9 protein-coding genes and 1 pseudogene are annotated in these 14,504 nt (G+C 39.7%); 8 read left to right on the forward strand and 2 right to left on the reverse strand.

The window, feature by feature from the left end; genetic code table 11:
* Positions 1-27: 27 nt before the first annotated feature.
* From H5114_RS18015 to H5114_RS18050, 8 genes are all read left to right on the forward strand, one after another.
* A complete protein-coding gene (locus tag H5114_RS18015) occupies positions 28-1,233 on the forward strand; it encodes an MFS transporter (RefSeq protein WP_182698576.1) in 1,206 nt (401 codons plus the stop codon).
* A 45-nt stretch (positions 1,234-1,278) separates the two neighbouring features.
* Complete coding sequence (locus H5114_RS20430) at positions 1,279-1,824, forward strand: cyclophilin-like fold protein (RefSeq protein ID WP_220492610.1); 546 nt, start codon at positions 1,279-1,281, stop codon at positions 1,822-1,824.
* A 470-nt stretch (positions 1,825-2,294) separates the two neighbouring features.
* Positions 2,295-2,444, forward strand: a complete 150-nt coding sequence (locus H5114_RS18025; RefSeq protein ID WP_182698577.1) for a hypothetical protein — start codon at positions 2,295-2,297, stop codon at positions 2,442-2,444.
* 1,034 nt (positions 2,445-3,478) lie between these two features.
* Complete coding sequence (locus H5114_RS18030; protein ID WP_182723680.1) at positions 3,479-6,424, forward strand: SusC/RagA family TonB-linked outer membrane protein; 2,946 nt, start codon at positions 3,479-3,481, stop codon at positions 6,422-6,424.
* A gap of 33 nt (positions 6,425-6,457) precedes the next feature.
* Complete coding sequence (locus H5114_RS18035; protein ID WP_182698579.1) at positions 6,458-8,167, forward strand: RagB/SusD family nutrient uptake outer membrane protein; 1,710 nt, start codon at positions 6,458-6,460, stop codon at positions 8,165-8,167.
* Positions 8,168-8,291: 124 nt separating this feature from the next.
* On the forward strand, positions 8,292-9,629 hold the full coding sequence (locus tag H5114_RS18040) for a sugar porter family MFS transporter (RefSeq protein WP_182723681.1): 1,338 nt from the start codon (positions 8,292-8,294) through the stop codon (positions 9,627-9,629).
* Entirely contained in the window at positions 9,616-11,628 is a 2,013-nt protein-coding gene (locus tag H5114_RS18045) for a glycoside hydrolase family 32 protein (protein WP_182723682.1), read from the forward strand. Before H5114_RS18040 ends, H5114_RS18045 begins: the two co-directional genes overlap by 14 nt.
* A gap of 61 nt (positions 11,629-11,689) precedes the next feature.
* The gene (locus H5114_RS18050) at positions 11,690-12,904 is read left to right on the forward strand and encodes an oligosaccharide MFS transporter (protein ID WP_182723683.1); all 1,215 of its coding nucleotides are present in this window, start codon (positions 11,690-11,692) and stop codon (positions 12,902-12,904) included.
* On the opposite strand, the gene H5114_RS18055 is transcribed toward H5114_RS18050, so the two are convergent.
* Complete coding sequence (locus tag H5114_RS18055) at positions 12,876-13,871, reverse strand: LacI family DNA-binding transcriptional regulator (protein WP_182698583.1); 996 nt, start codon at positions 13,869-13,871, stop codon at positions 12,876-12,878. The two genes, H5114_RS18050 and H5114_RS18055, sit on opposite strands and share 29 nt — an antisense overlap.
* 478 nt (positions 13,872-14,349) lie before the next feature.
* Positions 14,350-14,504 (reverse strand): annotated as a pseudogene (locus H5114_RS18060) (endonuclease III); the annotation flags it as partial.

Here is a 14,504-nt window from a genome sequence, read left to right on the forward strand (position 1 = left end):
TAAAACCGAGGCGTAACTAAAAAATCTATGAAATCCACTACATCTGATACCTATGATGGAACACCCTCTGATACGGCAAATACTACCGCTCACTGGAGTGGCGTTTTTGCAATGTCTTTATGCGTATTCACGCTTATCGCCTTCGAATTTATGCCAGTTAGCCTGCTAACTCCCATTGCCAGCGACTTACAGATCACTGAAGGAATGGCTGGCCAAGGTATTGCAATATCCGGCGCCTTTGCCGTGCTAACCAGCTTATTACTTCCTACGCTGATCGGCACCATGGACCGCAAAAAGTTAATGTTAATATTAACTGTTTTGATGGGGATCTCTGGAACCATTGTAGCGCTGGCTCCAAACTACCTAACTTATATGCTTGGTCGCGGAGTCCTAGGCGTAGTCATTGGCGGATTCTGGTCAATGTCAGCTGCGATGGCTATTCGATTAGTGCCGCCTAATAAAGTCCCTAAAGCATTGGCTGTTTTCAATGGAGGTAATGCGTTAGCAACGGTTATCGCTGCGCCATTGGGCAGTTATTTAGGCTCTTTTATAGGCTGGCGTGGTACCTTTTTAGTGCTTATTCCTATCGCGCTCATTACCTTGATATGGCAATGGCAGGCATTACCTGCAATGAAAACTGAGGTGAGCTCTTCAGGTTCCAAGAATATTCTTAAGGCACTTAAAAATCGTGCTGTTGCCTATGGCATGGCTGGATGCGGTGCTTTCTTTATGGGGCAGTTTGCATTATTTACTTACCTGAGACCCTTCCTTGAAACTGTCACCCATACCAGCGTATCTACATTATCTCTGTTGTTGCTTACCATTGGATTTTCAGGGCTTATCGGCACGTTAATCATTAGTACAATCTTAAAACGCACTTTATATGGTTTGCTTGTCGGCATTCCTGCTTTTATGGCGATGATTGCCGTCGCACTGATCCCCTTCGGCAACAATGTACTCATTGTCGCAATACTACTTGCACTGTGGGGACTGGTTGCAACCGCGGCACCTGTTGCGTGGTGGACTTGGCTTGCGCAAGCGATGCCAAATAATGCTGAAGCCGGTGGCGGTTTGATGGTGGCAGTAGCGCAATTATCTATTGCCCTAGGCTCTACTGTCGGAGGAATACTTTTCGATGCAGATGGCTACCAAAGCACTTTTATTGCAAGCGCAGCAGTATTACTCATTGGCGCTTTTCTGGCGTTTCAAGCCTATCGCACACGAGTACACTAAAATATATCCGTCTATTCAAACAATAAAATTTACGAGGCCGCTATTATGAATAACCCTGTTGCTGTCAACATACATAAGGTCAACACCTTATTCATAATAGCACCTCATCAGCGCTTAGCATTCATCAAACCAATTGGGCTATTAGTACTGTTTTTTTTAACACTCGATAGCAGCTATGCAACTGAGTTAACGGCAAGTCCTATCGCAACTAAACACACAGCCATTAAACTGGAGAGTTCGCATATGTGGATAACCATAGGAGATCATCGTTTCAAAGCAACCTTAGCCAACACCAGCGCAGCACGTGAATTTGCTGCCATGCTACCACTGACTCTCGACATGGACGATCTTAACAGTAACGAAAAGCATGCCGAGTTACCAAAATCATTATCAACTGATCCGTATCAACCTGTGACGATCAACAATGGCGATCTGATGCTGTGGGGCTCTCGCACTATGGTTGTATTCTACAAGAAGGTTAATACCTCATACTCATATACGCGTATTGGGCATATCGATGATACTTCAGGCTTGTCGCAACAATTAGGACAAGGTGATGTCACGCTGATATTTACAAAATCGGCCAACTAGTTTCAATGCTTTTCTGTCGGTTTTATCTTTCAATACACACAACATTTCGTTAATACAAGAATCGCAACCGGTTTTTTGGCGAAACAAGTGTAACGTCTGTAAATAATAAACCAATGATAAACATCAACTTTAAACTCACTCGGCACCAGTTTAAGCATATTCAGTTCAACTTGATCGACATTTTACCTGAGGCGAATTTGTTAAGCCGCCTAGTTGGGTGGTGTGGAATGACGACAAAAGATAGTTTGAGTTTGAGCCTCATAATAAAACCATGATTTTTGAAAATTGAGCTGTTTAAAAAGGCTATGGTGTAAAAATCGCTGAGTTAATTAATGGTTAGTTTGGTGCTGGGACTGTTCACTATAATTGGGTGCATGTTTATAAAGCAGTAAAGCGCCGAGTACTGATTGGTAAGCTCAATGCCAAAGTAGGGGCGGGATTACGTTCTTGAAGACAACTACCCGCCATTGATGAATAAAGCTGAGGTTAATTATTTAGTTGCTGACGGGTCTAAGCGCGGCGCCACTAAAGACTCACAAAAGTTTGTTGGCATATTATCTGGTATTGATGTGTTTAAGTGTCGCAGTTACGGTAAGTCGCTAGGCTCTCATAGTATTTAACGTAATAAATGTATTGATAAAGTGAAACGTAGTCATTGAGGCTTTATATATTGCTAAGTCACCACCAAAATCAGCATTGCCTATATTAGAGCGTGTATTCTTATGAGCTGCCCAACCAAACATGAGAGTTTACGTCGGCGGGCTAGCAGTCCTACCTGCATAAAAATTCACCTTCTTGCGCAGGGTATTGGTCAGAGAACCATGTATTTTCACTTTTTGCTCAATATTTTACATCTGGTTTATTATCGTTTTGGTCGGAATAAATAATTGCTTGTCCATTTTCAAATCTTACCCAATCAGGTACTTCAAAGTTAAGTGGTTTATTAGCCGTATATAGGGCAATTACTGCATCTGCGTCATACCGACTTGTTAACAATATTCAATAGTTATTAGTTTGTTTATTGAAAAATACTCCAGGATCACGAAAACAAAGTCGCTATAAGATCCTGTACCAATCAAGGGGTAGTCAATATCAATCACTCGAACAAAACTGAGCATTTATAGCCAAACAGACACAGACTATTTATGTGTTACTAAACGGCGCCATAGCGATTTATTGCCGGTTAAGGGTAAGCATTACTATAATTTAGGTTATTCCACAAACGTCTATAACACTGTTTTTGCTCTATATTACTTCTTATTGGCGCTTGGTTATCAACTTTGTCTTAATAAATCACCACAGCAAGGGATTGATTTTGCATGTGCGGTTGGGGCTATGTGAGCTCAATGTCACGGAGCAACTTCAACGTTATCTCATAAGCAGATTAATGAGTTTATCTAACCGCACAGATTGACTATCTTGGTAATAAAATAAATAGAATTATACATAAAGTTTGCAATATATGTTGAAACTTAGTTTCTTTGATGTTAAAAAGACAACGTTGTTTAAATCAGCAAAAGCTACTTCGAATTTGAATAAATATTCTAATATGTAGACTTTGATAACTAGCCTAAAAACAAAAAAAAGACAACGTTGTTAATTTGTAGTGAGTAATATCAACATTAATTAATTTGATCAATTGGGGACACACATAATGCAAAGGTTTCGTAAAAAGCCACTTACTGCGAGCGTAAGTGCTGTATTAATAGGCTTGCTCTTGCCATACAGTTCTTTAGCAGCTCAACAAGAACAAGTACAAGAGCCTCCTGAGGATGACGATATAGAAGTTATCGAAGTGTCTTATGGATATGGCAGTGTTAAAAAAAAGGACCTAACAGGTGCTGTAAGTTCTGTTAAGTTAGACGATGTAGTTGATATGCCTTCGGGTAATATAATGCAAAACTTGCAGGGGAGAGTACCTGGCTTACAAATTTCAACTAATGGTTCACCGGAGTCTACTGCAACGGTAAGGATACGTGGCCAAGGTTTAGGGCCATTAGGCAATAATGACCCTCTATATGTTATTGATGGTATTCCTACCAAGTCAGGAATGCATGAACTTAATAGCCATGATATTGCTGATATTCAGGTTTTACGAGACGCAGCCGCTGCTAGTATATTTGGTGCACGTTCTGGTAATGGCGTGATAGTCATCACAACGAAAAAAGGTCATGAGGGACTTGATTTTAATTTCTCTGCTAACCAATCTCAAGATGACTATAGCTATGATCTAAATCCGCTTAATACCCAACAACGTGGACAAGCTGTATGGCAAGCTGCTGTTAATGATGGTTCAAATCCAAATTCAGCCAGTTCGCTATATCGTTATGATTGGAATGGTGACTTCAGTAACCCCCAATTAAACGCGGTGATCTTACCTACTTATACCGATCCTCAACAAGTGCAACGTCCTGCAGACACTAATTGGTTTGATGAGGTAACCCGTACAGCTAAAGTTAGTGACCTTAACATTTCTTTATCAGGAGGTTCAGAAAATGCCTCTATTTATACTTCTTTAGGCTATTTCAATTCTGAAGGTGTTGTTGATGGTTCGGAATTTGAACGAATTAGTTTTCGAGTTAATTCTGATTACCAATTAACCGACAAATTAAAAATAGGCGAAAACTTCACTGTTACTAATCAAGAGTCAAATCTCATCAATGCGAGAGCTAGTGAAATTCTAGGGCTGGCAATAGAGCAACAATCTATTGTGCCCGTTTACAATGATGAAGGCGGCTGGGGTGGCCCTGTTCCTGGTGTCACGGACCGCGATAATCCAGTTAGAATAATCGAAATGAACCGCGATAATGTCAGTCGGTTTAATAAACTAATGGGTAATATCTTTTTTGAATATGAATTAATTGATGGGTTAACGCTAAAAAGTACTGTTGGACTTGATTACGGACAATACTACTTCAGAAACTATACTCGTGCGTTTCAAGCTGGCTCATTAAACTACGGAGATCAACTTTCAGTTACTGAAAACTGGAATAGTAGTTTTAGTTGGACTAACACTGCAGAGTATAAATTAGATGTTGGTGATAATCACAGTTTTACCTTTTTAGCCGGTACAGAACAAATCGATTATGAGTATGAAGGCTCTGTTGGTTTTGGTTCAGGTTTTGCCTCTGATGATCGTGATTATGCTCATTTATCGCAAGCAACTGGAGACGTTCGTGTTGAAGGTGATGGTGATAAGTGGACACTCGATTCTTACTTTGCTCGTATGGATTATAACTTTGATGATCGCTACCTCGCTGGACTCACAATTCGTCGCGATGGTTCATCTCGGTTTGGTAGTAATAATAGTTACGGTAATTTTCCAGCTGCTTCAGCGGGATGGGTCATTAGCAACGAATCATTTTATGACTTCGAGTTTTTAAGCACCTTAAAAGTACGAGCTAGTTGGGGTAAAACGGGTAACCAAGAAATTCCTACAGATGCAACATATACAACGTATTTAAGTCGTTATGCAACACAGTCTTTATTCACTGATCAGCAAGATGAAGGCACCGCTTATGATATCGGCGGCGCTAATGGTGGCACCTTACCTTCAGGTTTTGTCAAAGCTCAAACAGGTAATGATGATTTAAAGTGGGAAACTTCAACGCAAAAAAATATTGGCATTGATTTTGGAATGCATTACGACACGATTTACGGCAGCATTGATTGGTTTGAAAAAACCACTGAAGATATCTTAACTCTTACCAACCCTATTGCGACGCTAGGTGAAGGCGCTCAGCAGTGGGTTAATGGTGGCACAATAGAAAACGCTGGTTTCGAATTTATAATTGGCTACGCAGATTACCTTTCATTCGATAGCCTAGATGATGATATTGATGTTGATATAAGCTTCAATGTTTCTTCCGCTAAAAATAAAGTTGTTTCCCTTCCAAAAGATGTTGTTAACTCCTTTGGCGGCAATGGCGCTGATAAGACAATTGTTGGTCATTCTATTAATTCAGTTTATGGCTACGTTGCCGACGGTTTATTTCAAAATCAAGGTGAAATCGATGCTCACGCTGTTCAATCAGGTGCTGGCTTAGGAAGAGTTCGTTGGCAGGATCTTGATGGCAATGGTGTTATTAATGAAAACGACCAAACATTTTTTGCCGATACCGATCCTGATTTTATCTATGGCATGAATATGAACTTCAAATACAAAAGCTGGGATTTCACTATGTTCTGGCAAGGTGTTAAAGGCGGTCAAATTCGAAATGGTTGGCGTGGATTCACAGACTTTACATCACTCAACATAGGTTCTAACTATGGCGATCGTGTTCTTAATGCTTGGTCAAGCAGCAATACTGATACCGATGTTCCTGCGTTAACTGCAATTGATAACAATGGTGAGGGTCGTCAATCAAGCTTATTTTGGGAAGAGGGTACCTATCTTAAATTGCGCAATTTATCTATAGGGTATACCCCCGATGAACAGTGGTTAAGTCACTACGGTATAAGTTCTGCACGAATTTATTTTCAGGGAAGTAACTTATTGACCATTACGCCATCAGGGACGTTAACTCAGGATCCTGAAACTCCGAACGGAACCTTCCCAAATCCTAAACGTTTCACGTTAGGCGTGAACCTCACTTTTTGATTTATTAAAACAAAAACGATACGAGCACTTATTATGAATAAAATAAAAACGCTATTTTCAGCAACTACATTTGCTCTTTTTTTAGCTTCGTGTGGTGGTTCTGATCTTGATGTTGCACCTTCAGGGGTATTGACCGAAGAACAAGTTTCTAACAGTAAAAATGTAGATGCGTTGATCATCGCAGCCTACTCATATCTAGGTAACGATCATTATACCGCGCCTAACTTTTTATGGCCTACGGGGAATTTACGCGCAGGAGACGCCCATAAAGGCGGTAATGGACCTGGTGATATTTTTGCTTATCATGCTTTGTCTTTATATCAGCCTGTAGTGCCTGATATGGAGTCATTCCCGCCAGATTTGATTGATTTGAACAACAAAAAATGGGTACGTAATTACACCGGTATTTCAAGAGTCAACTCAGCATTAGCGGTAATCGCAAATGCGCCAGATGCAATTGAAGACAGTGCTGCAAAACAATCCGAACTGCGGTTTATTCGCAGTATTTTCTACTTTGATTTAAAAATACATCATAAACATATCCCGTGGATTGATGAAACAATGACACAAGATCAGATACTTCTCACGACTAATAGTGATCTGAGCGATCAGGAGTTATGGGATAAAATTGCTGCTGATTTTGAGTTTGCTGCCAATCATTTACCGCAAACTCAAAAAGATGTCGGGCGAGCTTCAGCGTTATCTGCTAAGGCATATTTAGCTAAAACATTACTCTACCAGGCTTATGAGCAGAATGAGTTACATCAAGTTATCAATATTAATAAAGATAAACTTGTAAAAGTGGTCGCTCTTGTTAATGAAATTGAACAGGCGGGCGTATATGGCTTATTTGATGATTACGCGAATAACTTTTTGTTCGAAAGTGAAAATGGCAAAGAATCAGTATTCGCTATTCAGCGTTCTTTAAATGACGGTTCGCCAGATGGACGTGGAAGCTGGCCTAGTGCATTAAATGCCCCATTGGCTGGAGGCTTTGGTTGCTGTGGTTTCCATGTACCAACAGAAAATTTTGTCAATGCGTTTAAAACAGATCAACAAGGCTTACCGTTATTTGACACTTTTAACGATTTCAATTACGACAAGGTGACCGATGCAGTTGATCCTCGCCTAGATCATACTGTGGCGATGGAAGGTAAACCATTTAAATATGACGAGAATTTGATCCACGGCGGTGATAGTTGGGCTCGAGCTCCGGGGATATATGGCAACTTTACAGCGATGAAGGATCTTGAACACCCAGATTGTAGTTGTCGTGGTCAGAATGGACCATTTCCTATCTTTTCATTAAATACACCGCTCATTCGTTACGCTGATGTATTACTTTGGAAAGCAGAAGCGTTAATTGAGTTAGATCGGTATGACGAAGCATTGCCAATCATCAATCGCATTCGTGAGCGCGCTAAAAATAGCACCGGTAAATTACACAACGCCAGTATTTATAATATTGGCTCTTATACAAGTTTTGTTTCTAAAGAGCAAGCAAGAGAGGCATTGCGCTTTGAGCGACGTTTAGAATTAGGGCTTGAAGGACATCGCTTTTTTGACTTAGTGCGTTGGGGAATAGCGAAAGAAACGATTGATAGTTATTTAGCAATTGAAGCGTTACGCAAACCTTATTTGGCCGATGCTGTTTTCACTAAAGGTCGTGATGAGTATTTACCTATTCCGAATCAGCAAATGATTTTAAGTGGTGGGTTGTATACACAAAACCCAGGTTATTAATAGCGGTTGCTTGTATACACAAACTCAGGTGATTAATAGCGGTGGTTTGTATACACAAAACTCAGGTTACTAATTAATGGTGGGTTTCGGCCCACCTTTTAAATTTAACGTGTTAAGAGTGATTATGAAAAAAATTATTTACTGGTCAGCGACTGTTGCAGTTGCTGGATTTTTATTCGGTTTTGATACCGCGGTTATATCCGGTGCTGATAAACCTATTCAAGCATTATGGAATACGAGTTCGTTATTTCATGGTCTTTTTATTATGTCTTCGGCTTTATGGGGAACACTACTTGGTGCATTAACCGGTAATTACCCATGCGATAAGTGGGGGAGAAAACCGACATTGATTTTAGTCGGGGTGTTATTTTTTATTTCGGCACTTGGCTCTGCCATGGCTCCTGAAGTTTACAGCTTTGCTTTATTGCGATTTATTGGCGGTGTGGGAGTGGGGATTTCTTCAATTGTTGTACCTGCCTATATTTCTGAGATTGCGCCTGCTAAGTTCCGTGGCCGTTTGGTTGCGCTTTATCAGTTCCAAATTGTATTTGGTATCTTAGTCGCGTTTGTTTCTAATTTTTTAATTGCAGGTACATCCTCAATTGATTGGCGTTTAATGTTAGGTGTGGAGGCAATACCTGCCTTAGCTTATTTGTTAATGATCATTAAGGCACCTGAAAGCCCACGTTGGTTATTGCAAAAGAAAAATCAGAGAACCAAAGCGCGTTCCATTTTAGTTACCTTAGGTGAAGAAAATCCAGACCAAGTATTAAATGAAATTGAGCGCGACAAGTTACACAACAGTCAATCAAAGCTATTTGGTGGTAGTTACAATAAGGCCATATTATTTGCATTTTTATTTGCCGCATTTAATCAATTATCTGGCATTAACTTTATTATTTATTATGCCCCGCGTGTATTTGAACTTGCTGGTTTGGATGTAAATCAATCATTACTTTCAGGCGCAGGGATCGGTGTGGTTAACTTATGTTTTACCATGCTAGGTTTATCTTTGATTGATAAGTATGGTCGCCGTGCGCTGATGTATATAGGCTCAATTGGCTATGTTATTTCTCTTTCGGTGGTGGCATGGGCGTTTAGTACGGATTCTGGCGGCTTAACGGTTGTAGCGTTTGTATTTGTGTTTATTGCCGCTCATGCCATTGGCCAAGGTACCGTTATTTGGGTCTTCATTGCAGAAATATTTCCTAATAATGTACGTTCAAAAGGTCAGTCTTTGGGCTCCGGTACGCATTGGTTTTTTGCCGCAGCAATCACTTTACTTATGCCATTTTTCTTAGAGCGCTTTAGTGCCACTGAAGTATTCACTTTCTTTACGTTAATGATGTTAGGGCAGTTAATTTTTGTTGCGTGGTTTATGCCAGAAACAAAAGGACGGTCTTTAGAAGCAATTTCATTAGATACCAATAATAAGCATGGAGCATTAGATGCGAACCGTTAATTTAGTGTTAATTTCATCATTTTTGGCAGCATGTAGCATGACAAACCAAACTGAAAAAACTGCCCTTGAGGGTGTAGATAAACCTAGCAAAGAGGTGTTTCGTCCCGCTTTTCATTTTACCCCTAAAAAGCATTGGATGAATGATCCTAACGGTATGGTTTATTACCAAGGTGAATATCATCTGTTTTACCAGCATAATCCTGATTCATCTGTATGGGGGCCAATGCATTGGGGACATGCAATTAGTAAAGATATGATTCATTGGCAGCATCAAGACATTAAGCTGTTTCCTGATGAGCACGGTACTATCTTCTCCGGTAGTGCGGTGGTTGATTGGCAAAATAGTAGCGGCTTTGGCACTAAAGAAAATCCACCATTAGTGGCTATATTTACCTATCACGATGATAAAAAGGCTGCACTGGGGGCGATTGATTTTCAAACCCAAGGTATAGCATATAGCACCGATAAAGGCCGTACATGGAAAAAATACGCTAATAATCCGGTATTAAAAAACCCTGGGATCCGCGATTTTCGTGATCCTAAAGTAAGTTGGCATGAGGATACCCAGCAGTGGGTCATGGTATTGGCTCAAGATGATCATATTGGCTTTTACAGCTCAAAAGATTTAAAAACATGGCAATTTGAAAGTAACTTTGGCGCCGATTGGGGAAGTCACGCAGGTGTATGGGAGTGTCCAGACCTTATTCGCGTGCGTATTGAAGGCACAGATGAATATAAATATGTTTTATTAGTGAGTATCAACCCAGGCGCGCCAAATGGCGGCTCTGGTACACAATACTTTGTCGGCGATTTCGACGGTGAAAAATTTGTACTTGATAGTGATTATCAAAAAATGCTTACTGCAACGCCAGCCGTTTTCCCCCAAGGACTTGATTTTTCTAATTTCAAGAGTGGTTTAAAAAATTGGCAAGTATCTGGTGATGCATTCCATATAGTTAATGATCAACCATCAAATACGATTGCCAGTTCTTTTAAAGGTTCTGATAAGGCAATTGGCACATTAACCTCAACATCATTTGCGATCGATCATGATTTCATTAACTTCAAGATTGCAGGCGGAAAGCATCACAATAGTACCGCAATACAGTTGTTAGTTAATGGCGAGATTGTTAAAACCGCAAGCGGAAATAATACCGGTACTATGACAGAGCGTTCATGGAACGTGAGTCAATTAAAAGGCCAGCAAGCTTATATTAAAGTGGTCGATAATGAACGAGGTGATTGGGGGCATATAAAAATCGCTGATATTGTATTTTCTGATAATGCAGCAAATGAAAGATATGAACCTTCAATATGGTTAGACTACGGCACAGATAATTATGCAGGTGTCACTTTTTCTGATGTCAAAGACGGTAGACACTTATTTATGGGGTGGATGAGTAACTGGCAATACGCAAACCAAGTACCCACTGAAGTATGGCGCAGTGCAATGACGATTCCCAGAGAATTAACCTTATTGCAAACAGCAAGTGGCGTGCGTTTAGCATCTCAGCCTATTAAAGAACTCGATAGTTTACTGAGTAATACACAACAAAAGGCAAGCCTAACTGGTGCAAATAGCTATCAGTTAGATGAGCTTTTTACTGTTGAACCTGGGCAATTTAAGGTGAGCTTTAGTTTATCAAACGCTGAGCAAGTTACTGATATCGTGCTTAGCTCTTATATGGGCGAATACACTAAGCTGCAGCTAAACCCAGCTCAAGGGCAACTTGTACTTGATCGCAGACAATCAGGTTTAAAAGACTTTGAAGATGGTTTTGCATCTTTACAAACAGCCCCATTACAAAAGGGCCTTGAGTATTACGATGTTGAGATATGGGTAGATAAAGCGTCGGTAGAAGTGTTTGTAAATAAAGGGGTTAGCTCTATGACCTCGATTGTTTTTCCAACCTCTCCTTACAATAAAATACAAGTAAGTGCTGAGCAGCCTTTGTCGCTTAGTGACGTTAAGTTAAATAATATAGCAATAGAAAAATAACTTCCAAAATGACTCTATATTATTATAGAGTCATTAATCTTTCTCCAAGGCTATGCGATATATGAGTAGCAACTATCGACTCTTAAGTGTCATTTTGTTTGTTTATTTTATGGCATGGTCTTTTTCTTTTTCATTATTTCCTATTTGGCTTAGTCAAGAAGTAGGCCTCAATAGTGCTAAAGTCGGGATTATCTTTAGTATTAATTCCATCATGGCTTTACTCGTGATGCCTTGCTACGGCATTTTGCAAGATAAACTCGGTTTACAAAAAACACTGCTTTACTTCATTGCATTTTTCATCATGTTGATTGGCCCGTTTGTTAGTTATGTATACGCGCCACTACTACAAACGCAGTTTTATCTGGCTGCTATTTTAGGCGGTGCCGTTTTTTCATGTGCATTTTTAGCTGGAGTAGGGACGCTTGAAAGTTATATTGATAAACAAAGTCGCTCGACGAACTTTGAATTTGGTAAAGCTCGAATGTGGGGGTCACTGGGTTGGGCCATGGCAAGCTACTTTGCCGGTTTATCGTTTAATTTATCCCCTAGTTTAAATTATTGGTTATCAAGCATTGCGGCGGTTTGCTTAATAGGTTTTTTAGCCTTTGTTAAGGTCGCACAAAATCAGAGTGAAATAGCGCCTTCTCGAACTTTTACTCCTGTAAAACAGCTTAAAGCCTTTTTTAAAATCGCAGGACTGTGGCGGTTAAGTGTGTTTGTGATCGGTGTTAGTTGTATTTATGCGGTATTTGATCAGCAATTTGCTATTTATTACACCTCTTTTTTTGACACCCCAGAGCAAGGTCGAGAAATTTTTGGCTATTTAACTTCAGCGCAAGTTATCCTTGAAGCGGTCATTTTGTATTTAGCTGTAAAATGGGTGAATTATTTGGGCGTTAAAAATTCGTTGCTGTTAAGTGGTGTATTGATGGCGATACGAATATATTGCTCGGGGGTTGTTAGTGATCCTATCAGCATTAGTTTATTGAAATTGTTACACGCCATTGAATTACCGCTGATGCTGATTGCGTTATTTAAATATATAAATATGCATTTTGATGCTCGCTATTCAGCGATGATCTATATCATTGGTTTTCAATTTACTACGCAATTGGTGGCGTCAATGTTAGCCGTCGGGGTAGGCGTTGTATATGATCATGTAGGCTTTGCGTTAGCCTACCAGTATTTGGGTTTGGTTATCTGTGTGTTTATCGTATTATCGTTTTTTGCATTAAAGGCAGATGCTATTAAAACGAATTGCGAGCAATCAATTTAAACGGTAAGTGGTGGTGAACAATATCAGTGCGCTGCTCTATAAGATACTCCATTGCCCAACGCCCCATCGCATGATGTGGTAGTGCCATGGTGGTTAAATTTGGTTGTAATAATTCTGGAATACTGCCCCAATCATCAAAACTTGCAATACCAATGTCCTTACCAACTACCATTCCTTTATCATGTACAACAAAATAAATTTCCAGCGCCATGGGATCTTGCCCGCATATAATAGCATCAGGTTTAAACTCGTCTATCACTCGCGCCGCAGATTCTCTCGAGGTAGAAATATCACTACCATCGGCTTGACAAAAAATAACCGATTCAATGAGTAAATCATCGAGCGGTAAGCCGTGCTTTTTAAATGAATTTATAACGCCTTGTTTGCGACCTTTGGCAGCAATTATATGCTCATTTAAGTTTAAGAAAGCAATTCGGCGATAGCCTTTACGTATTAATGCATCGGTAATATCTTCACCGGCTTGTTGCTCATCAGGTACTACGCAAGGAAAGTTATTTGAAGCAGGGAAGCAGTTAGCTAAAATAGTTGGGATTTTTTTTAGTTCATCAGCGATTACAACTTGGCGATGATACATTGCTGAATAGATAACACCCTCTACGCGATACTCTAAAAGGCTTTCGATAGCTCTGTCTATACTCGCTTGGGTTTCGTTAACATTGAGGATCAACAGTTCTTTATTTTTCTGCCAAGCAATTTCTTGGGCACCACGAATAATATCGAAAGTATAAGGAACACTAAGCAGTTCATCAGCAATAATTGCGTAAATGTTTGATTTTTTACGTCGCGTTAAGCTTGCCGCACGATTAGGGCGATAATCTAATTCTTTTATTGCTTTAAGAACCTTCTCGCGGTTAATCTTTTTGACTGTTGGATCATTATTGACCACTCGCGATACTGTCTTGAATGAAACACCTGCGTGGACAGCCACTTGCTTAATTGTAACCATACTAGAATAAGACCCTCTCTGAGTCATTAGAGTATAACAGCTGATTAGATTTTATTTATGTGTTTTTATAATAGTTTTATTACAAATATAAGCAGTAACTATAAATCTTGGCTTACTGTAGCCAAATTTTTTATTGCTAAATCAGATGATTTTTGACCACAAACATCTGGAGAATATACAGCGTTATTGAGTAAGCAAAAAGGTAAACTTACTCAACAGACAAGCTTTAAATTGAAACCTTGGGAATATAGAGTGTATGTTCAGTGATATTAATAAGCTAAGCGAAAATTTTATACATTAAATAGTCACATAATGGTGCTCAAACGAGTGCTAATTATTATAGTTACTCGTTTGAGTGCCAATGTAATGAAGAAAATAAAGGAAAAGAGGTTTGAATTATCTATTACCGAAAATCTATACCTTAATTTTAGGGCAACAAAAACTTAAAAGCCGGCAGAAAAAGAATCCAAGGATCTCACTACTCTGTTTTATCCTTAAATTCGCACAGGTCTTCGATAATACAGGAGCCGCAACGGGGTTTTCTGGCTAAGCAAGTGTACCGTCCGTGAAGAATAAACCAATGATGAACATCCACTTTAAACTCATTCGGCACCACTTTAAGCATATTCAGTT

Source organism: Shewanella sp. SR43-8 (assembly GCF_014163775.1).
GTDB lineage: Bacteria > Pseudomonadota > Gammaproteobacteria > Enterobacterales > Shewanellaceae > Shewanella > Shewanella vesiculosa.

What these genes read in the sequence shown, in the direction of transcription:
- H5114_RS18015 (WP_182698576.1), top strand. Translation starts at nt 28, where the DNA reads ATGAAATCCACTACATCTGATACCTATGATGGAACACCCTCTGATACG.
- H5114_RS20430 (WP_220492610.1), top strand. Translation starts at nt 1,279, where the DNA reads ATGAATAACCCTGTTGCTGTCAACATACATAAGGTCAACACCTTATTC.
- H5114_RS18025 (WP_182698577.1), top strand. Translation starts at nt 2,295, where the DNA reads ATGAATAAAGCTGAGGTTAATTATTTAGTTGCTGACGGGTCTAAGCGC.
- H5114_RS18030 (WP_182723680.1), top strand. Translation starts at nt 3,479, where the DNA reads ATGCAAAGGTTTCGTAAAAAGCCACTTACTGCGAGCGTAAGTGCTGTA.
- H5114_RS18035 (WP_182698579.1), top strand. Translation starts at nt 6,458, where the DNA reads ATGAATAAAATAAAAACGCTATTTTCAGCAACTACATTTGCTCTTTTT.
- H5114_RS18040 (WP_182723681.1), top strand. Translation starts at nt 8,292, where the DNA reads ATGAAAAAAATTATTTACTGGTCAGCGACTGTTGCAGTTGCTGGATTT.
- H5114_RS18045 (WP_182723682.1), top strand. Translation starts at nt 9,616, where the DNA reads ATGCGAACCGTTAATTTAGTGTTAATTTCATCATTTTTGGCAGCATGT.
- H5114_RS18050 (WP_182723683.1), top strand. Translation starts at nt 11,690, where the DNA reads ATGAGTAGCAACTATCGACTCTTAAGTGTCATTTTGTTTGTTTATTTT.
- H5114_RS18055 (WP_182698583.1), bottom strand. Translation starts at nt 13,871, where the DNA reads ATGGTTACAATTAAGCAAGTGGCTGTCCACGCAGGTGTTTCATTCAAG.